The 19,178-nt window shown below is 69.8% G+C and carries 18 protein-coding genes; 3 read left to right on the top strand and 15 right to left on the bottom strand.

Going from position 1 to position 19,178, the window contains the following annotated elements; translation table 11 throughout:
- Window positions 1–7: 7 nt before the first annotated feature.
- The 5 genes from AC1Q9M_RS20935 to pyrF all read right to left on the bottom strand — a co-directional run bounded on the left by AC1Q9M_RS20935 (window position 8) and on the right by pyrF (window position 5,815).
- Window positions 8–625, bottom strand: a complete 618-nt coding sequence (locus AC1Q9M_RS20935; protein ID WP_492435575.1) for a glutathione S-transferase family protein — start codon at window positions 623–625, stop codon at window positions 8–10.
- The gene (locus AC1Q9M_RS20930; protein WP_382153601.1) at window positions 622–1,341 is read right to left on the bottom strand and encodes a glutathione S-transferase family protein; all 720 of its coding nucleotides are present in this window, start codon (window positions 1,339–1,341) and stop codon (window positions 622–624) included. Before AC1Q9M_RS20930 ends, AC1Q9M_RS20935 begins: the two co-directional genes overlap by 4 nt.
- Window positions 1,342–1,491: 150 nt before the next feature.
- Window positions 1,492–2,952 (bottom strand): DUF1501 domain-containing protein, encoded by a 1,461-nt coding sequence (locus AC1Q9M_RS20925; RefSeq protein WP_382322146.1) that lies wholly within the window; start codon window positions 2,950–2,952, stop codon window positions 1,492–1,494.
- An 11-nt stretch (window positions 2,953–2,963) separates the two neighbouring features.
- The gene (locus tag AC1Q9M_RS20920) at window positions 2,964–4,820 is read right to left on the bottom strand and encodes a DUF1800 domain-containing protein (protein ID WP_492435572.1); all 1,857 of its coding nucleotides are present in this window, start codon (window positions 4,818–4,820) and stop codon (window positions 2,964–2,966) included.
- Window positions 4,821–4,975: 155 nt separating this feature from the next.
- Window positions 4,976–5,815, bottom strand: coding sequence for an orotidine-5'-phosphate decarboxylase (gene pyrF, locus AC1Q9M_RS20915; RefSeq protein ID WP_444687585.1), 840 nt, complete (start codon window positions 5,813–5,815; stop codon window positions 4,976–4,978).
- An 86-nt stretch (window positions 5,816–5,901) separates the two neighbouring features.
- Here pyrF and AC1Q9M_RS20910 point away from each other — a divergent pair, with 86 nt between their 5' ends.
- Window positions 5,902–6,789 (top strand): DMT family transporter, encoded by an 888-nt coding sequence (locus tag AC1Q9M_RS20910; protein WP_492435570.1) that lies wholly within the window; start codon window positions 5,902–5,904, stop codon window positions 6,787–6,789.
- 4 nt (window positions 6,790–6,793) lie between these two features.
- On the opposite strand, the gene wecC is transcribed toward AC1Q9M_RS20910, so the two are convergent.
- Genes wecC through tsaB form a run of 5 tightly spaced genes read right to left on the bottom strand, consistent with a single transcriptional unit; the run spans window position 6,794 to window position 11,486 of the window.
- On the bottom strand, window positions 6,794–8,053 hold the full coding sequence (gene wecC / locus AC1Q9M_RS20905) for a UDP-N-acetyl-D-mannosamine dehydrogenase (RefSeq protein ID WP_492435568.1): 1,260 nt from the start codon (window positions 8,051–8,053) through the stop codon (window positions 6,794–6,796).
- 19 nt (window positions 8,054–8,072) lie between these two features.
- A complete protein-coding gene (gene wecB / locus AC1Q9M_RS20900) occupies window positions 8,073–9,194 on the bottom strand; it encodes a non-hydrolyzing UDP-N-acetylglucosamine 2-epimerase (protein ID WP_492435566.1) in 1,122 nt (373 codons plus the stop codon).
- Window positions 9,195–9,241: 47 nt separating this feature from the next.
- Entirely contained in the window at window positions 9,242–10,090 is an 849-nt protein-coding gene (locus AC1Q9M_RS20895; RefSeq protein WP_492435564.1) for a uracil-DNA glycosylase, read from the bottom strand.
- Window positions 10,087–10,674, bottom strand: a complete 588-nt coding sequence (gene rimI, locus AC1Q9M_RS20890; protein ID WP_492435699.1) for a ribosomal protein S18-alanine N-acetyltransferase — start codon at window positions 10,672–10,674, stop codon at window positions 10,087–10,089. Before rimI ends, AC1Q9M_RS20895 begins: the two co-directional genes overlap by 4 nt.
- Window positions 10,675–10,715: 41 nt before the next feature.
- Window positions 10,716–11,486, bottom strand: a complete 771-nt coding sequence (gene tsaB / locus AC1Q9M_RS20885; protein ID WP_492435562.1) for a tRNA (adenosine(37)-N6)-threonylcarbamoyltransferase complex dimerization subunit type 1 TsaB — start codon at window positions 11,484–11,486, stop codon at window positions 10,716–10,718.
- A 127-nt stretch (window positions 11,487–11,613) separates the two neighbouring features.
- On the opposite strand from tsaB, the gene dacB reads away from it, so the two are divergent.
- Window positions 11,614–13,161: a D-alanyl-D-alanine carboxypeptidase/D-alanyl-D-alanine endopeptidase gene (dacB, locus tag AC1Q9M_RS20880; protein ID WP_492435560.1), complete on the top strand. Its 1,548-nt coding sequence runs from the start codon at window positions 11,614–11,616 to the stop codon at window positions 13,159–13,161.
- A gap of 167 nt (window positions 13,162–13,328) precedes the next feature.
- On the opposite strand, the gene AC1Q9M_RS20875 is transcribed toward dacB, so the two are convergent.
- From AC1Q9M_RS20875 to purE, 3 genes are read right to left on the bottom strand one after another with little or no spacing between them, the layout of a single operon-like run.
- On the bottom strand, window positions 13,329–14,345 hold the full coding sequence (locus AC1Q9M_RS20875) for an L-threonylcarbamoyladenylate synthase (protein ID WP_382322139.1): 1,017 nt from the start codon (window positions 14,343–14,345) through the stop codon (window positions 13,329–13,331).
- A gap of 8 nt (window positions 14,346–14,353) precedes the next feature.
- Window positions 14,354–15,595, bottom strand: coding sequence for a 5-(carboxyamino)imidazole ribonucleotide synthase (locus AC1Q9M_RS20870; protein WP_492435558.1), 1,242 nt, complete (start codon window positions 15,593–15,595; stop codon window positions 14,354–14,356).
- Window positions 15,592–16,080: a 5-(carboxyamino)imidazole ribonucleotide mutase gene (gene purE, locus AC1Q9M_RS20865; RefSeq protein ID WP_291111981.1), complete on the bottom strand. Its 489-nt coding sequence runs from the start codon at window positions 16,078–16,080 to the stop codon at window positions 15,592–15,594. The genes AC1Q9M_RS20870 and purE overlap by 4 nt, the downstream gene beginning before the upstream one ends.
- A 112-nt stretch (window positions 16,081–16,192) precedes the next feature.
- Between purE and trxA the strand changes: the two genes are divergently transcribed.
- The gene (trxA, locus tag AC1Q9M_RS20860; RefSeq protein WP_382322137.1) at window positions 16,193–17,104 is read left to right on the top strand and encodes a thioredoxin; all 912 of its coding nucleotides are present in this window, start codon (window positions 16,193–16,195) and stop codon (window positions 17,102–17,104) included.
- On the opposite strand, the gene AC1Q9M_RS20855 is transcribed toward trxA, so the two are convergent.
- Window positions 17,105–18,013 (bottom strand): phosphoribosylaminoimidazolesuccinocarboxamide synthase, encoded by a 909-nt coding sequence (locus AC1Q9M_RS20855; RefSeq protein WP_492435555.1) that lies wholly within the window; start codon window positions 18,011–18,013, stop codon window positions 17,105–17,107. It abuts the gene before it with no gap.
- A 129-nt stretch (window positions 18,014–18,142) separates the two neighbouring features.
- Entirely contained in the window at window positions 18,143–19,141 is a 999-nt protein-coding gene (locus AC1Q9M_RS20850) for a tripartite tricarboxylate transporter substrate binding protein (RefSeq protein WP_382322136.1), read from the bottom strand.
- Between the last annotated feature and the right edge of the window lie 37 nt (window positions 19,142–19,178).

The raw sequence follows: 19,178 nt of genomic DNA, 5'->3' as shown, positions 1-19,178 counted from the left end.
CAGGGCTTCAGACCAGGGCGCTGGGGCGCGTGGCCACGCGGTCGCGCCAGGCCTGCAGCGCGTGGAAGCCCTCGTCGGCGGGCTTGAAGCGCATCAGCCGCGCGAACTCGACGGTGCAGAACGCGGTGATGTCGGCGATGGTGAAGCGGTTGCCGGCCACCCAGGGCTGGCGCTGCAGCTCGGCGTTGAGCCAGGCGGCGGTCTCGCGGGCCTTGGCCACCTGCGAGTGGCCGAAATCGGGAAACTGCGGCTGCTCCAGCGGTGCCAGGCCCGGGTGCGTGTGGCGGATGGCGTTGGCCATGGGCAGCATGAAGTACCACTCCACGCGCCGGTCGGCCATCTCGATGAAGGCACGTTCCTCGGCGTTCTGCCCCATCAGGTTGGGCGTGGGGTAGCGGCCTTCCATCCAGGTGCAGATCGCGCGCGTCTCGGTGAGCACGCGCCCGTCGTCGAACTCCAGCGCGGGTACGCGCGCCAGCGGGCTCTTGGCGCGGTAGCCGCTGGTCTTGTGCTCCTGGGCGTTGAGGTCGATGTTGACCAGCTCCAGCCCGTTGATGTTCTTCTCGACCAGGAACATCAGCACCCGGCGCGGGTTGGGGGCGCGCGGCGACACGTACAGCTTCATGCACCACCCCCGCCCGCCTTCAGGCTCTGGCCGGTTTCCATCAGGCGCCGGGCGTCCTCGGCGAAGCGCTGCGCGCCCTGTTCCCCGTCGCGCTCCAGGTCCATGGTCGAGGCCGGCCGCTCGATGCCGCGCTGCACCGCCGGGCGCGCACGGATCGCGTCGCGCCAGCGCTTGAGGTGGGGCAGGTCGCCGATGTCCACCCCGGACCAGCGGTGGGTGCGCACCCAGGCCCAGTTGGCGATGTCGGCGATGGAGTAGTCGCCCGCGAGGTACTCGTGCTGCGCCAGGTGGCCGTCGAGCACGCGGAACAGGCGCTTGCATTCGCCCTGGTAGCGGTCGATCGCGGCCGGGATCTTCTCGGGAAAGTAGCGGAAGAACACATTGGCCTGGCCCATCATGGGTCCGATGCCGCCCATCTGGAACATCAGCCACTGCATCACGAGCGAGCGCCCCTTCATGTCCGACGGCATGAGCCGGCCGGTTTTTTCGGCCAGGTAGATCAGGCAGGCGCCGGACTCGAACACCGCGAAACCGCCGGCCTCGTGGTCCACGAGGGCCGGGATGCGGCCATTGGGGTTGATCTTCAGGTAGTCGGGCTGCCGCTGTTCGCCTTCGCTCAGCTTGAGCACCTTCAGCGTGTAGGGCAGGCCCAGCTCTTCGAGCGCGATGGACACCTTGTGCCCGTTGGGCGTGGCGGCGGTATAGAGGTCGATCATGCAGAGGCCCGCTGAAGAAGTCGGGCCATCTTAGGGGCACTTCACCGGAGGGCGGTGTCAGGTCGGGAACACCGCGGAACCGGCTTTGCCGGGCCGCAGGTGTTGCCCCTGAGGGGTGACGCGCCGCAGGCGCGGCGCGGGGGGAGCCCTCTAGAGCATAAAGCCCAGGTTGGTGGGGTAGTCGACGCTGTTGAAGTTGCCCAGGTTGGGCAGGATGCCGCTCATCTCGGCGCCCTGCACGCCGAACCAGGTGGCCAGGGTGCCGGCGTACTGGTCCACCGAGGTGCTGGGCAGCAGCCGGCCCTGGCCCACGTGCCACTGGTCGTTGGCGTCGGTGGTGGAGTTGCCCACGCTCACCGGTGGCGCCTTGCCGTAGAAGGCCTTGCCGCGCACCGCGCCGCCGACCAGGAAGTGGTGGCTGCCCCAGCCGTGGTCGGAGCCGTCGCCGTTGTAGCTGAGCGTGCGGCCGAAGTCGGACGCGGTGAAGGTGGTGACCTTGTCGGCCACGTTGAGCGCCGCCGTGGCGTTGTAGAAGGCGGTGAGCGCCGAGCTCACGCGGTCCATCAGCGTGGCCTGGCCCCCGATGAGGTTGTCGTGCAGATCGAAGCCGCCGATGGAGACGAAGAACACCTGGCGCTGGTTGCCCAGCTGGGTGCGCGCGGCGATCAGGCGCGCCACCATCCTGAGCTGGTCGGCCAGGCCGTTGGCGGTGGGGAAGGCGTTGAACGGTGCGTCGGTGGCCGGGAAGGCGGCCAGCGCCGAGGTGAGCGCGCTTTCGGCGCCCACGGCGCGCGCGGTGACGAGGTTGTATTCGTTCTCCAGCACGTGGGTGCGGGTCTGCAGCGCCAGCGAGGTGATGGCCGCGCGCACCGCGGCCGAGTTGTAGACGTTGTTGTTGACCGCGCTGATCTTCACCGCGCCGTTGGTGCTGACCTGGTACGACAGCGCTTGGTCGCCGGAGAGGAACACCGTGTTGCCGGTGACCGAGACGCAGGTGAGCACGCGGTTGGTGTTGGCCGAGAGCGCGAGGTCGCCGATGTGGCCGCCCCAGCCGGTGGTGGCGCCTTCGGGCTGCGACGATTGCCAGACCGACTGCTGGTCGTTGTGCGAGAACAGCTTGGGCGGCAGCGGGTAGGCCACGCGGTTGCTGCCGTGGTACTGTTGGCGCGTGACCGGCGCCACCAGCGGGCCGACGTTGAGCTGCACCGCCGCCACGCCGCTGTTGAACAGGCCGGCCAGGCCGGTCATGGCCGGGTGCAAGGCGTACTGCTTGCCACCGGGCAGGGCCACGGTGGGGTTGAGCACGGTGGGCGTGAGCGCGGCCTGCGCCAGGGCGATGCCGCCGGCCGTGCGGTTCGCGCCGCCGCCGCGGATGGCGCTGTACTGGTCGTAGCTGGCGGTGTCGTAGTTGACGACGGTGTTGGCGTAGTCGTTGCCGCCGTTGAGGAACACGCAGACCAGGGCCTTGTAGTCGGTGGCGTTGAACGCCGCCGCGTCGGCCATGGCCGCGAGGTTGAGCGCGGTGGGCAGGGCCGCGCCGGTGAAGGCCAGCTGGCCGGCCCGGCGCAGGAAGGCGCGGCGGGTGTGCAGATCGGGCTGGATGAAGTGCATGGCAGGCCCCCTTATTTCTGGATCAGGTATTCGGGACAGGCCATGACCATCAGGATGGCGGCCCAGATGCGACGGCGCTTGACGGTGTCGCTGCTGGCCGTGGTCACCGGCGTGGCGTTGAGCGCCGAGACCATGGTGGCGCGCGAGGCGCTGGAGATCTGGCCCGCCGCGAGCACCAGGCAGACGTGGTTCACCAGCGCCGTGGCATCGGCCACCAGCGCGAGCTCGCGGCTGTAGTTGGCCTGCACGTCGTAGGCATAGTTGGTCCACGCCGCCTGCGGCACCCCTGGCTCGGGGCAGTTGATGCCGCGTTCGATCACGCCCTGCATGAAGTTCAGGTAGCCGCCCACGGTGGACTCGTTGACCAGCTGGAACTCGGGCGCGGTGGCGCCCGAGGCCGAGAGCGCCGTGCCCGGTGGCACATAGCCCGGCCGGAAGAAGTTGAACACGGAGGGCGAGCGCAGCGGGCTCTGACCGAGCTGGGTGGCCGCGTTGTTCAGCTCGAAGATTTTCCAGCTGCCGGCCGCCGACGTGACGCCAAAAGTGCGCGCCCACTGGATGAAGCGCAGCATGGGTTCGCGCAGCTTGCCGAAGGTGGTGCTTTGCAGCGAGGCCGGCCCACGTGCCTCATCGTCAAGCAGGATCGCCACCCACACCGCCTTGAGGTCGCCACGCACGCCCGCACCGTTGTCGTTGAAGCGCGATGCGACGCGTGCCACGTAGGCCGGGCTGGGGTGGCTGGTCACCAGGCGCTGGATCATCTGACGCGCGAAGAAAGGGCCGGCGTTCGGGTGGTTGAACAGGGTGTCCAGCGCCATCCGCAGGGCGGTGGGGCCCGGTGTATTGGCCGGCACCGTGGTGCCCAGGAAGCGAGCTTCCAGGTTGGAGTGCCGATTGGCGTTGAACGACATGCGCTTGCCCGCGAAGGCCTTGGACTCGATGGTGTAGTTGTCCACCGGATGGCGCACGCCGTCGGAGGTGTCGAAGTCGTAGCCGGTGAACACGCGCGCCAGACCGGTCACGTCGGCCTGGGTGTAGCTCTCCAGCGGCACGCCGCCGCTGGTCTTGGGCGTGCCGTCGAGGTTGAGTTCGACCACGCCGATGGTGAAGAGCTGCATGACCTCGCGCGCGTAGTTCTCGTCGGGCACGCGGCCGGTGCTGGCGTTCTCTTTCTGGTTGCCCTTGGTATTGAGGAAGTAGCCCATCGCAGGGTGCAGCGTGACGTCTTCCAGCAGCTCGCGGTAGTTGCCGAAGGCGTTGCGCGCCAGCGTGTCCCACCAGCTCGCGTAGGCGTGCGAGCGCCAGGTGAACTCGGCCGAGGCGAGCGAGGCCACGAAGAATTCCGAGAGCGCCAGCGCGGCGCGTTTGCGCATCATGTCCGGCCCGCTCAGAAGCTGGCTCCAGATCATGAAGTCGGCCGGGTACTGGTTGAAGAAATAGCGGTTGGCGTCCACCACGCCGTAGCCCCGGGCCTCCAGCCAGGTCCAGCCGGTGATGCCCTGATAGCGCGCGAACTGGTTGGACAGCCATTGCGCGCAGCCCATGCCGCGCAGCTCGGCCATCTCCGCCGGTGTGGAGGAAAACTGCGCCTGCTGAAGGAAGCGCGCGGCCTCGGCATCGTTCGTGGGGTTGATGTGGCTGTAGCCGGCGATGGGAAAGTCGATCACGCCCACCGCCGGTGCCGCATCGGCGGTGCTGCCGCCACCACCACCGCCACCACAAGCCGCGAGCAGCGCGGCCGCCGCCAGCGGCGCGAGCGCGTGTCGGGACGATGGCGTGGGGTTCTCCGGCGACGAGTCTGGTTCGTGGTGTGCGCCGGCCGCGCTCGCATCGGCCGCGTGTTCAGGCGCTTCTTCGATGTCCATCATGACGATCCCTCCTCGGTTCGACGAGCGCGAGTGTAGGGAGGCGCCTTCAGCGGAAAAGGCCGAATTTCAAGTCGTTACAAGTGGGTGTGGCGCGTTCGCGGCACCCGCCCGGCGGCGCTACCGCCGGGGTTTGCCCGGCGGCCATCCGTCGAAATTCAGGTGCGCGCGGCGCGCAGTTCGTCTCGTGTTTTCTGCGCCACCCGGCGCGCCGCGTCCGCGAAGTCCGCACCGGCCGACGCATACAGAATGGCGCGCGACGAGTTCACGATGATGGGACCGGTGGTCTCATCGCCCTGGGTGCGCAGGCCAGCCTTCACGGTGGCCACCGCATCGCCACCCTGCGCGCCCACGCCGGGAATCAGCAACGGCAGGGTGGGCGCGATCTCGCGCACGCGCTCGATCTCGGCGGGGTAGGTCGCGCCCACCACGAGGCCGAGCTGGCCGTTGAGGTTCCACGGTCCTTGCGCGAGGCGCGCCACGTGTTCGTACAGGCGCGGTTCGCCGTCGATGGAGGCGAAGCGCTGGTTCTGCAGGTCGTCGCCACCGGGGTTGGAGGTGCGGCAGAGCAGGAACGCGCCCTTGCCGTGGTACTGCAGGTAAGGCTGCACCGAGTCGAAGCCCATGAAGGGCGAGAGCGTGACCGCATCGGCGCCGTAGCGCTCGAAGGCCTCGATCGCGTACTGCTCGGCGGTGCTGCCGATGTCGCCGCGCTTGGCGTCCAGGATCACCGGCACCTGCGGCGCCACGCGGCGCATGTGCGCCATCAGCCGCTCCAGCTGCTCTTCCGCGCGGTGCGCCGCGAAGTAGGCGATCTGCGGCTTGAAGGCGATCGCCGTGTCGGCCGTGGCCTCGACGATGGCGGCGCAGAAGTCGTAGATGCGGGAGGCGTCGTTCTTCAGGTGCGCGGGGAAACGGGCGGGATCGGGGTCCAGGCCCACGCACAGCAGGGAACGGTTCTGGCGCTCGGCGGTGCGCAGCATGTCGAGAAAGGTCATGGGCCGATTTTAGTTGGCCGCCTGCCGCGAGGTCTTGGCGGTCCCGCGACGGACACCGCCCCCCCGCGCCGCCTAAGATCACGCCCATGCACGCCCTGTCCCGACAACAACTCGTCCTGCTCGTCCTGCTCACCCTCGTCTGGGGCGTCAACTGGCCCATCATGAAGTTCGGTGTGACGGGTTTTCCACCCCTGACCTTCCGCACCATCTGCATGTGGATCGGGTTGCCGGTGCTGGGCCTGTTCCTGTGGTGGCGGCGCGTGCCCTTCCGCATCCCGCGCGAGCACTGGCGGGAGCTGGCGGTGCTCACGGTGTTCAACATGCTGTTCTGGCACACGCTGGCGATCCTGGCGATCCAGACGCTGTCGAGCGGGCGCGCCGCGATCCTGGGTTACACCATGCCGGTGTTCTCGGCGCTGGTGGGCAGCTGGTGGTTCGGCCAGCGGCTGGCGGGCCGGGCCTGGGGCGGCGTGGCGGCGGCGGCGCTGGGCGTGCTGCTGCTGCTGTGGCACGAACTCACGCAGCTCTCGGGCAAGCCGCTGGGTGTGGTGATGATGCTGGTGGCCGCCGCCACCTGGGCGGTGGGCACGCAGATGATGCGCCGCACGACGATTCCGACGCCCACGCTGACCATCTCGTTCTGGCTCACGGCGCTCACCACGGTGTGGATGACTGTGTTGTCGCTGACCTTCGAGCGCTCGGCCTGGGGCTGGCCCACGCCGGGCATCTGGTGGGCCATCGTCTTCAACGCGCTGGGCGTGTTCGCCTTCGCCCAGGTGGCCTGGCTCTCGCTCGCGCGCGACCTGCCGCCCATCGCCTCCACGCTGTCGGTGATGTTCATCCCCGTGCTGGGCGTCTTCACCGGCGCGTGGTGGCTGGGCGAGGTGCTGCACTGGCAGGACTGGGCCGCCGTCGCGCTGGTGATGGTGGCGATCGCGTCGGTGTTGTGGCCGTCGCGGCGCGGCCCGGCCTAAAGGGCTAGGCGATGCCCACGGCGTCTATCAGCGTGGGGTGGTCCAGCAGCGCCGCTTTCTCGGCGACGATTTCCTTGTGCTTGACCAGCACCACGACCACGTCCGCCGTGAGCGCCTCGGCGAGAGAGGACGCCATGCGCGCGCGGTGGCGCGAGAGCCGATCCGGCAGTTGATCGATGTTGGGCTCGAAGGCCATTAGCTCGACGCCGAGTTCGGCCACCTTCTGCGTGATCTCCAGGGCGGGGCTTTCGCGCAAGTCGTCGATGTCGGGTTTGAAAGCCAGCCCGAGGCAGGCGACCTTGATGTCCGGCATCGTCTTCTGCGGCGCCGAGGCGAGCGCGGACACGATCGCCGACTTGATCTTCTCCAGCACCCATTCGGGCTTGTGGTCGTTGACCTCCCGCGCGCTGCGGATCAGGCGCGCCTCATCCGGCGCCGAATCCACGATGAACCAGGGGTCCACCGCGATGCAATGGCCCCCGACCCCTGCACCGGGCTGAAGGATGTTGACCCGGGGGTGGCGGTTGGCGAGCTTGATCAGTTCCCACACGTCGATGCCCATCTTGTCGCAGATGATGGACAGCTCATTGGCAAAAGCGATGTTCACGTCCCGGAAGCTGTTTTCCGTGAGCTTGCACATTTCAGCCGTGCGCGCGTTGGTGTGGATCAGAGCGCCTTTGACGAAAGTCTGGTACAGGGCGCTGGCCATGTGGGCGGCCTTCTGCGTCATGCCGCCGATCACCCGGTCGTTGGCCACGAGCTCGTGCACCACACGGCCCGGCAGCACGCGTTCCGGGCAGTACGCGATCTGGATGTCCGCCGTTTCGCCTGCGTGCTGGGGAAAGCTCAAGTCAGGCCGCGCACCCGCCAGCCACTCGGCCACCTGCTCGGTCGTCCCCACCGGCGAAGTGGATTCGAGAATCACCAGATTGCCCTTGGCCAGCACCGGCGCGATGGAGAGGGTGGCCGCGCGCACATAGGACAGGTCGGGCTTGTGTCCCTCGGAGAAGGGCGTGGGCACGGCGATCAGAAAGGCATCGGCCGCCTCGGCCCGGGTGGTGGCCCGCAGGTAGCCCTCGTGAACCGCGGCGTGCACCAGCATGTCGAGCTCGGGTTCGACGATGTGGATCTTTCCCTGGTTGATGGTGTGCACGGCATGCTCGGACACGTCGACGCCGATCACTTTTTTCTTGCGGGACGCGAACAGCGTGGCGGTGGGCAGGCCGATGTAGCCCAGGCCGATCATGGAGATGGTTTCAAACATGGGGATCATTCGAGTGGAATCAGAAAGAGAGGGCCTTGAGGCGATCGCGGATGCGCTCGGCGGCGTGCCCGTCGCCATAGGGGTTGTGCGCGCGGGTCATGGTGTCGTAGGCCGCGGGGTCGTCCAGCAGGCGGAAGGCCTCGCGCACGATGGTGCCGCGATCGGTACCAACGAGCTTGACCGTGCCGGCATCGACCGCTTCCGGCCGCTCGGTCGTGTCGCGCATCACCAGCACAGGCTTGCCGAGTGAGGGGGCTTCTTCCTGCACACCCCCCGAGTCGGTGATGAGCAGATGGCACCGGTCCATCAGATAGACGAAAGGCAGGTAGTCCAGCGGCTCCAGCAAATGGACGTTGGGCAGGCCGGAGAGGATTCGGCGCACGGGCTCCTGCACATTGGGGTTGAGGTGCACCGGGTAGACCACCTGCACGTCGCCCCGCCCGGCAATGTCCGCGAGCGCGTGGCAGATGGCTTCGAAGCCCACGCCGAAGTTTTCACGCCGGTGCCCGGTGACCAGGATCAGGCGCTGCCCGGCGTTCAGGAAGGCGAACTGGGCCTCGAAGCGCGTGCGCATGGCGGCGTCGGTCCGCACCCGGTCCGCAATGCCCAGCAGCGCATCGATGACGGTGTTGCCCGTGATTTCGATGCCTTCCGGGTGCACCCCCTCGGCCAGCAGGTTGTCCTGTGAGCGCTGGGTGGGGGCGAAGTGGAGGTCGGCGATCGAACCCGTCAGGCGGCGGTTCAGCTCTTCGGGCCAGGGGGCGTACTTGTCGTGTGTGCGCAGACCCGCTTCCACATGGCCCACCCGCAGCCGCGCGTAGTAGGCCGACAGGCTGGTGGCCAGCGTGGTCGTGGTGTCGCCATGCACCAGCACGATGTCGGGTTTCCATTGCTCGTACACCGATCGCATGCCCAGCAGCACCTGGCTGGTGATGTCCGAAAGGTCCTGGCCCGGCTTCATCAGGTCCAGGTCGAAGTCGGGCTTGATGGAAAAAAGCTCCAGCACCTGGTCGAGCATCTGGCGGTGCTGGGCGGTGACGCAGATGCGGGTTTCGAAGAACGGATCGGCCCGCAGAACGTTGACCACGGGGGCCATCTTGATGGCCTCGGGGCGTGTTCCGAACACGGCAAGTACTCTCATCTCCCTGTTTCTCTTTCTCTGGAATGAAGGGTCTGATCAAACAATCATCACACAAGGGGCGCAGCGAGCTGCTCCATCGCCAGGCACAGGTCGGCCCAGGCCTTGCCCTTGTCGCCGGGGGTGCGCAGCAGGTAGGCCGGGTGGTAGGTCACGATCACCGGCACGCCTTCGTAGCGGTGCACCCGGCCGCGCAGGCGGCCGATGGGTTCGGTGGTCTTGAGCAGCGACTGCACCGCGAAGCGCCCCATGGCCACGATGACCTTGGGCTTGACCAGTGTCACCTGGCGCACCAGGTAGGGCTCGCAGCGCGCCACTTCCTCGGGCTGCGGGTTGCGGTTGGCGGGCGGTCGGCACTTGAGCACGTTGGCGATGTAGGCACCTTGCGCCCCCTCGCCCTGGCGGCTGCGGCCCACCGCGCGCAGCATGTTGTCGAGCAGCTGGCCGGCCGCGCCCACGAAGGGTTCACCCTGCAGGTCTTCGTTTTCACCGGGCGCTTCGCCCACGATCATCCAGTCGGTCTGCACGTCGCCGACGCCGAACACGGTGTTCTTTCGGCCCTTGCACAGGCCACAGGCCTGGCAGTTGGCCACGGTCTCGCGCAGCTCGGGCCAGTCCATGCGGTCCACGTGGCTGGGGCGGGCGGGAGGGGCTTCGGCGGGCGCGAGCGGCGCGCTGCTCGGGGCTGGGGTTGGCACCGGGCGCGAAGGCGCGGTGGCCGGTGGCGCCGCGACCTTGGGCGTCCCGGCGGCGGCCTGGGGTGCCTCCACCACGGGGGCCGCCACGGCCGGCGGCACCGGCCTGGGCGCCCAGACGCGCACGCCCATCTCGGCCAGCATGGCGCGCTGGCGCGCATCGAGCAGCGGAACAAAGGAGGTGTCGAGCACGTCGTCGCTCATCGGGTGCCCCGCGCCGCCATCAGGTTCAGGCTCATGACGATGGCGTCTTCCCGGCGCAGGTGGCCGTCCGGGTAGTAGCCCTTGCGCAGGCCGACCTGCGAGAAACCGTAGCGCTCGTACAGGCGGCGCGCGGCTTCGTTGCTCTGGCGCACCTCCAGCCAGAGCCACTGGGCCTGCTGGCCGCGCGACCACAGCACCAGCGCGTCGAGCATGAAGCGCGCCCAACCCTGGCGCTGGTGGGCCGGCGCCACGGTGATGTTGAGCAGGTGCACCTCGTCCACGCCCGGCATGGCCACTAGGTAACCCAGCAGCACGCGGCCGTCGGCGCGCACGGCCTGCGCCTGTTCACCTGGCAGCGCCTCGCCCAGCAGCAACACCGCCGGGTAGCCGGCCTGCAGCGAATCGTGGAAATGCTTGCGCGACCAGGGGTGGGCGTAGGCCGTGACTTCCACCGCCCGCACGGCGTCCAGGTCGGCCTCGGTCATGGGCTCGAAGGCGATGCGGCGTTCGCGGGTGGCCGGGGGGCGCACGGTGTCCGGCAGTGGCCACACCGCCTGCGGGGGCTGGGTGGCGCCGGGGGTCATGGCCCGCAGCAGGGCGTTCGCGGTGGTGTCCATCGTGAGCCTCAGGGCGTGACGGCCGCCACGGCGGCTCTCAGGCGTTCGCGCTCGTCGGTGGTCTGGGCCACCTTGTCGCGCACGTACAGCGGCAGGGCATCGCGCGCGGCCACCGCCGCGCCCGCGGCCAGCAGGCCGGGCGCCAGGCGCAGCAGCGCGGCGGCCGTGGGCAGGGACGGCAGGCGGATGCCCGGCAGTTCGGCCAGGGCGCTGGCATAGCTGTCGAACACGTTGCCCGCGAGCAGGGTGGCGCCATCGGCCTGAAGGTGTGCGCCCAGGTCGGCCGGCGCGCACAGGCGGGCCGGCGCCAGCGGTGACAGCCCTGCTGGCGCGCAGGCGTAAGTGGCCACGTACAGCTCGCCCATGCGGGCGTCGAGCAGGGCGGCGATGCGCTTGGGCGGGGTCTGGCCGGCGTGCTGGTGGTTCCAGCGGGCCTCTTCGGCCAGGGCGAGGAGGGTGTCGACCGGCAGCACCGGCAGGCCCTGCGGGCGGGCCGCATCCTGCGCTCCGTAGGCCAGGCCCTGGGCCACGGCACAGGCGGTGCGCAGGCCGGTGAACGAGCCCGGCCCCCGGCCGAACACCACGGCGTCCAGGCTGTTCAGGGCCCAGCCCGAGGCATCGAGCAGCTGTTTCACCAGCGGCAGCAGGGTGGTGGACGCCATCGCGCCGCCCGGGCCGCTGTGCTGCCACAGCGGGCCGTCGGGCGCGCCGCTGCCCAGGGCGACCGAGAGGGTGTCGGTGCTGGTTTCAAGGGTGAGCAGGCGCAAGGCGGAAGGCATCCCGGGATTATCGGGCACCGGGTGCCCCCGCTTCCGGGGTGGGGGCGCGCCGCCGGCCATCCACCGCAACGGCCATTCACACGGCCGTGGCCGGTTCTTCCCCGGTGCCGTTTCATAATGAAACACCATGTTCGATATCGACTTCCTCCGCCGTGTGACCGCCTTGCGCCCGGTGCGCGGGCTGGTGCTGAGCCTGCTGGCCGGCCTGGCGCTGCCCGCGTGCGCCCAGATGGCGGGCCGGAGCGACCCCCTGCCGCCCGCGGTGCTGGCGGCCATGAGCCGGGCCCAGGTGCCGGCCAGCGCGCTGTCGGCGCTGGTGATCTCGGTCGATCCCGACGCCCATGAGCGCCTGCGCCACCGCGCCAGCACCCCGGTGAACCCGGCCTCGGTGATGAAACTGGTGACGACCTACGCCGCCATCGACCTGCTGGGCAGCGATTTCACCTGGAACACCCGCTTCTACACCGACGGCACGGTCGAGAACGGCGTGCTGCGCGGCAACCTGTACGTGCGCGGGGGCGGCGATCCCAAGTTCGTGCTCGAACGCATCCAGGAGGCCTACCTGGCCCTGCAGGCCAAGGGCGTGCGCGTGATCCTGGGCGACATGGTGCTCGATCACAGCGCGTTCGAGCTGCCCGCGATCGACCCCGGCGCCTTCGACGGCGAGGCCCTGCGGCCCTACAACGCCACGCCCGACGCGCTGCTGGTCAACTTCAAGTCGGTCATCCTGACCTTCCAGCCCGATCTGGCCAACGGCGTGGCCCGCGTGGTCAGCGAGCCGCCCATGGCCGGCCTGGCGGTCGACGCCTCCGTGCCGCTCTCGCGCGGCACCGCCTGCGGGGACTGGCGCGGCACCGTGCAGGCCCGCTTCGACGACCCGAACAGCATCCGCTTCGAGGGCCGCTACCCGCAGGTCTGCGGCGAACTCAAGTGGCCCGTGGCCTACCAGCAGCCCGCGAGCTACGCCGCGCGCGCGATGGAAGGTCTGTGGCGCGCCAGCGGCGGCTCCATCACCGGCCAGGTGCGCGACGGCACCATGCCGGCCGAGGTGCAGTTGCTGCACGAGGCGCGCTCGCTGCCCCTGTCCGAGGTCATCGTGGACGTGAACCAGTGGAGCAACAACGTGATGGCGCAGCAGGTGTTCCTCACGCTGGGCCAGCTGGCGCCGCCGCAGACGGCCACGCCCGTGCTGGCCATGGTGGCCCCGGGTTCGGCCGCCGCCCGGCTGGTGCCCTCACGCCCGGCGCGCTTCGAATACTCGCGCGAGGTCGTGACCGACTGGTGGAAACGCACCTTCGGCCCCCGCATGCCGGGGCCGGTGCTCGACAACGGCTCGGGCCTCTCGCGCGAGGAGCGCATCACGCCCGAGGCGCTGGCGGGCCTGCTGCACCACGCCGCGCGCCACCCGCAGGGCGTGCAGTTCGTGCAGTCGCTTTCGATCGCAGGCGTCAGCGGCACCGCGGCGCGGCTGGCGCGCGGTGGCCAGAGCGCCGCGCGCGGCAACGCCTGGGTCAAGACCGGCACGCTGCGCGACGTCACCGGCATCGCCGGCTACGTCAACGCGGCCAATGGCGCGCGTTATGTGGTGGTCGGTTTCATCAACCACCCGAATGCACCGGCTGCGCGACCGGCGCTGGATGCCTTGCTGGAGTGGACGGCGTCGTTGCCGGACTGAACCCCGCGTTCACCGCGCCGGAGCGCGACCCGCATCGGATGAAGCAGCCCCGTCCAGGGGCATCAAGGGTCCGGCTCCGCCGGCCCGAGATGCCGTCCCCCCTCGAAGCGCCGAAGGCGCGCCACAGAGGGGGGAAGCCGCAAAGCGGCGCAGGGGGGTGTTCCTCCTCATGCCGCGGCGCGCCTCAGCCGGTCGCGCACGCCGTCCCAGGCTGGGTCTTCCGGTGGCGTTTCCACCCAGATGAGGCGCACGCCGGTGGCGTCCAGCTCGCGCAACACGGCAAAGAGTTCCTGGGCGGCGGCGGCCGCGTCGTCCGGCATGCGCCGGCGCGGCACGCTTCGCGCGGGCTCCACGGGGCTGCGCGCGTAGAGCGCGATGTGCTTCGCGTCGTTGCCCAGCACCTGGAAGGCCGAGCGCAGCTGATGCGCGTCCATCAGCCGCACCTTGGCGCGCGGCGCGTAGTGCGATTCCAGCGTGCCCGAGGCGCGCGGCGCGGCCTCGTCGCGCTCGCGCAGGGGCTGGCCGCAGGCCGCTTCAAGTTGCGCGACGGTGATCATGCCGGGGCGCAGCAGCACGGGGTGGCCGCGCGTGCAGTCGACGATGGTGGATTCGATGCCCACCGGGCAGGCGCCGCCGTCGAGGATCAGCAATTCGTCTTCCGCCAGGCTGGCGAACTCCTCGGCCACGTGCGCGGCGGTGGTGGGGCTCACGCGGCCGAAGCGGTTGGCGCTGGGCGCCGCCACGCCGCTCACGCCGCGCGCGGCGGCCGCGCTCAGCAGGGCCTGGGCCACGGGGTGGGCCGGGCAGCGCAGGCCGACCGAGTCCTGCCCGCCGGCGGCGACCGCAGCCACGCCCTCGCGGCGCGGCAGGATCAGCGTGAGCGGGCCGGGCCAGAAGGCGTGCATGAGCGCGGCGGCAAAGGCGGGGACTTCGCGCGCGTAGTGGTCCACGCCGGCGCGCCAGCCGTGCGCGCCCGGGCCGGGCGCGAGGTGCACGATCAGCGGGTGGTCGGCCGGGCGGCCCTTGGCCTCGAAGATGCGGTGCACCGCCGTGGCGTTGTCGGCATCGGCCGCGAGGCCGTAGACGGTTTCGGTGGGCATGCCCACCAGCGAGCCGTCGGCCAGGCGCTGCGCCGCGCGCTCGATGGCGGCGGGGTCTTGCGCGGACAGCAGCGGCGGTGGCATGGCGCGCCTCAGGCGCCGAGCGCGGGCAGGCCGAGCAGCGCCAGCACCTGCGCGGTGGTCTCGCGCACCTGGGCCACGCTGGCGCCGGTGATGTTGAGGTGGCCCATCTTGCGGCCCGGGCGGGCGCCCAGCTTGCCGTAGAGGTGCAGGTGGGTGCCGGGCAGGGCCAGCACCGCGCCCCAGGGCGGCGACACGGGTGTCCTGCTGGCTTGCGCGCGCACGGCATTGGGCGCGAACCAGAGATCGCCCAGCAGGTTGACCATGATGGCCGGGCTGTGCTGGCGCGGCGTGGGCAGCGGCAGGCCGGCAAGCGCGCGCACCTGGGCTTCGAACTGCGACAGGTCGCAGGCGTTCTGCGTGTAGTGGCCGCTGTTGTGCGGGCGCGGCGCCATTTCGTTGACCACAAGGTCGAGCGCGCCATCGGCGTTCTGCACCACGAAGTACTCGACGCACAGCACGCCCACGTACTGCAGGTGGTTCGCGATGGCCACCGTGCTGGCCTGCGCGCGCTGTGCCAGGGTGGGATCGAGCGCGCCGTCGAAGACCTCGGTGAGGGCGAGGATGCCGTCGTGGTGCGTGTTCTTCTGCACCGGGAAGCTCACGACCTGGCCGTCGGCGCCGCGCGCCACGATCACCGAGCATTCGGCGCGCAGCTGGAGCAGCTTCTCCAGCACGCAGGGCACCTTGTCCAGGTCGTCCCAGGCGGCGGCGAGTTCCTCGCGCGTGGACACGCGCACCTGGCCCTTGCCGTCGTAGCCCATGCGCGCGGTCTTCAGGATGCCGGGCAGCAGATCGGCCGGCACGGCCTTGAGCGAGGCGTCGGTGGTGATGACGGCGTGCGGCGCCGGTGCCACGCCGCTGATGGGCGCGCAGTGCTCGAAGTGGGCCTTCTCCTTCACGCGGTCCTGCGCCACGGCCACGCAGGCGGCGGACGGGGCGACCGGCCGCTGGGCCGCGAGCGTGAGCAGGGCGTGCGCCGGCACGTTCTCGAATTCGGTGGTGATGGCGTCGCAGCGCTGCATCAGCTGGGCCAGGCCCTGCTCGTCGTCGTAGGCGGTCTTGATGTGGTGGTGGCTGACCAGGCCGGCGGGGCTGGCCGGATCGGGGTCGAGCACCACGGTGAAATAGCCCATGGCCTGCGCCGCCTGCACGAACATGCGGCCGAGCTGGCCGCCACCCATCACGCCCAGCGTGGTCTGCTGGCCGCTGTGCACGGAAGGGTTGCCGGGGAGAAGGGTCTTGAAGCTCATGCGGGCAGGGTCATCGCGCGGGCGGCGGCGGTCTGTTGGGCGCGGAAGGTGTCGAGCTTGTGGCGCAGCTCGGGGTCGTGGCTGGCCAGCAGGGCCACGGCGAACAGCGCCGCGTTGGCCGCGCCGGCCGCGCCGATGGCGAAGGTGGCCACGGGAATGCCCTTGGGCATCTGCACGATGCTGTGCAGCGAGTCCACGCCACTGAGGTGTTTGCTGGCCACCGGCACGCCGAGCACCGGCACCACGGTCTTGGCCGCCAGCATGCCCGGCAGGTGCGCCGCGCCGCCGGCCCCGGCGATGATCGCCTTGAGCCCGCGCCCGGCGGCCGCCTCGGCGTAGGTGAACATGTCGTCGGGCATGCGGTGCGCCGAGACCACGCGCGCCTCGTGCGCGATGCCGAAGTCCTGCAGGATCTGCACGGCGTGCTGCATGGTGTCCCAGTCGCTGCTGGAGCCCATGAGCACACCCACTTGGATGGAGTTCATGACGGTGCCTCTGGCCGGTGCGCCCCCCGCGGGGGGCTGGAGCGGTCGCGCGCATGGCAGGGCATGGCGTCTCCGGTAAAGTGTGGATTTTACGTTTGCCCAGGCCGCTCCCATGATCAACGTCACCGTCGCCAACTTTGAAGCCGAGGTCATCGAGGCTTCGATGCACACCCCCGTGCTGGTGGATTTCTGGGCCCCGTGGTGCGGCCCCTGCAAGGTGATCGGCCCGCTGCTGGAGAAGCTGGAGGCCGATTACGCCGGCCGCTTCAAGCTGGTCAAGATCGATTCCGACCAGGAGCAGCAGCTCGCCGCCGCCTTCGGCATCCGCAGCATTCCCACCTGCGTGCTGCTCATGAACGGTCAGCCGGTCGATGGTTTCATGGGCGCGATGCCCGAGGGCCAGATCAAGGCCTTCCTCGACAAGCACCTGCCCCCCGGCGGCGACGAAGCCGAGGCCGAGGCGGTGGAGCCCGATGCGCAGGACGCGCTCGCCCAGGGCGATCTGGACGGCGCGCTGGAGAAGATGCGCGAGGCGGTGCAGGCGGCACCGGACAACGACGACGCGCGCTTCGACCTCGTGAAGCTGCTGCTGGAGATGGGGCAGGACGACGACGCCAAGGTGGCGTTCGCCCCGGTGATCGCCAAGGCCGCGGGCGTGCGCCGGCTCGACTCGCTGCAGCGCTGGATGGCCGCGCGCGATGCGCAGGCCGAGGTGGCCGACCCCGATGCCCGCGCGGCGGAGCTGCAGGCCGCCATCGCCGCCAACAAGCGCGACTTCGAATCGCGCTTCGCGCTCGCGCAACTGCTCATGGCCTACGGCCAGTGGACGGCGGCCATGGACGAACTGCTGGAGATCCTGATGCGCGACAAGGCCTGGAAAGAGGAGCTGGCGCGCAAGACCTTCATCGCCATCCTCGACGTGATCGACCCACCCAAGCCCAAGGTGGCCGAAGGCCAGGTGCCGCCGGAAGACCCGACGGTGGCGACCTACCGCCGCCGCCTCTCCAGCGTGGTTCTCAGCTGATCAGTTCATGAGGCGCGTGAGCGCCTCCTGGTATTTGGCGGCGGTCTTCTCGATCACCTCGCGCGGCAGGCGCGGCGCGGGGGGGGTCTTGTCCCAGGGCTTGCCGCTGACCTGCGCGGTCTCCAGCCAGTCGCGCAGGAACTGCTTGTCGTAGCTGGGCGGGTTCTGGCCCACCACGTAGCTCTCGGCCGGCCAGTAGCGCGAGCTGTCGGGCGTGAGCACCTCGTCCATGAGCACCAGCTTGCCGGCCTTGTCCAGGCCGAACTCGAACTTGGTGTCGGCAATGATGATGCCCTTCTTCAGCGCGATCGCCGCGGCTGCCTGGTAGAGCGCGATCGACACGTCGCGAATCTGCGCGGCGAGTTCGGGGCCGATCATCTCGACCGTGCGCTCGAAGGTGATGTTCTCGTCGTGCTCGCCCATGGCCGCCTTGGCCGCGGGCGTGTAGATTGGCTCGGGCAATTGCGAGGCGTTCTGCAGGCCCTCGGGCAGCTTCACGCCGCAGACCGAGCGGCTTTCCTGGTACTCCTTCCAGCCGCTGCCGGCCAGGTAGCCGCGCACCACGGCTTCCACCGGGATCGGCTTGAGGCGCTGCACCAGCATCGAGCGGCCGGTGACCTGCGGCACCTCGGCGGGCGAGACCACGCTCTCGGGTGCGTCGCCGGTGAGGTGGATCGGGCAGATGTTCAAACCCTTGGGGCCGAGCTGGTCGAACCAGAACAGCGAGAGCCGGGTGAGCAGCTCGCCCTTGCCGGGGATCGGTTCACCCATGATCACGTCGAACGCGCTGATGCGGTCGCTCGCCACCATCAGGATGCGGTCGTCGCCCACGGCGTAGTTGTCGCGCACCTTGCCGCGCGCCAGCAGGGGCAGGGAGGTCAGGGCCGAGGTGTGCAAGGCAGAGGTCATGATCGGATCGGAAAAAAGCAGGACAAGAAAAAAGCCCGTTGAACAGCCAACGGGCTTTGAACCATTCCGGGGGATTATCGCAAGTTGGCGGCGGGATGGGGCCGAAAGTCGAGTCCGCCGGTGCGGCGCCTATTTGGCGGCGAGCCCCAGGCGCTCGATCAGGGTCTTGTCCTTGGCGTAGGTCTCGGCCGCCCACTTGCGGTAGTCGTCGCCGCTGCGGTACCACATGGCCTGGTTGAGCTGGCCCAGCACCTCGATGTGCCTGGGGTCCTCCATGGCCTTCTTGAACGCATCGTGCAGCACCTTGGTGACGGCCGGGTCCATGCCCTTGGGGCCGGCCAGGCCATAGGGCGAGGTGGACACCACGCCGTAGCCGAGCTCCTGCGCGGTGGGCACCTCGGGCCAGCGCTGGGTGCGCTGTTCGCCGAAGGTGACCAGCAGGCGCATCTGGCCGCCGTCCACGTACTTGTCCCAGCCGCTGGCGTCGCTCTGCGCCATCACGTGGCCGCCGAGCAGGGCGGCCTGCAGGTCGGCGTTGCCCTTGAAGGGCACGTGCGTGAGCTGCACCTTGGCGTTGCCGGCCAGCTCTTCCATCAGCAGGTGCGGGCTGCTGCCGGTGCCGGTGGAGCCGTAGTTGATGGCGCCGGGCTGCTTGCGCGCGGCCTCGATGTAGTCCTTGAAGGTCTTGTAGGGCGAGTCGGCCTTGACGGTGAGGCCGAAGGTGTAGCCCGAGACGCCGATGATGTAGGTGAAGTCGGTCAGCGGGTCCCAGTTGGTCTTCTGCATGTGCGGCATGCGCAGCAGGCCGAGCGGGAACTGGGCGATGGTGTAGCCATCGGGCTTGGCGGTTTGCGCCATGGTGCTGGGGCCCAGGGTGCCGCCGGCACCGGGGCGGTTCTCGATCACGATGGGCTGGCCCAGGTGTTTGCTGGCGATCTCGGCGAGCGCACGCAGGTGGCGGTCGGTCGAGCCGCCGGCGGGCCAGGGAATGATCATGGTCACGGGGCGGTTCGGGTACGCGGGCGATTGCGCCTGCGCGAGGCCGAACGGGGCCAGGCCCGCGCTGGCGGCGCTGGCCAGCAGCAGCGCGCGGCGGCGCTTCGAGGGGGGTGATGAGGGGTGTTGCATGCCTTGTCTCCTTCTGTGGTGATGCCGGGTGGGCGGT

It is taken from the genome of Hydrogenophaga sp. GW823-FHT04C09, assembly GCF_058796355.1.
This window is presented reverse-complemented; position numbering and strand designations above follow the sequence as displayed.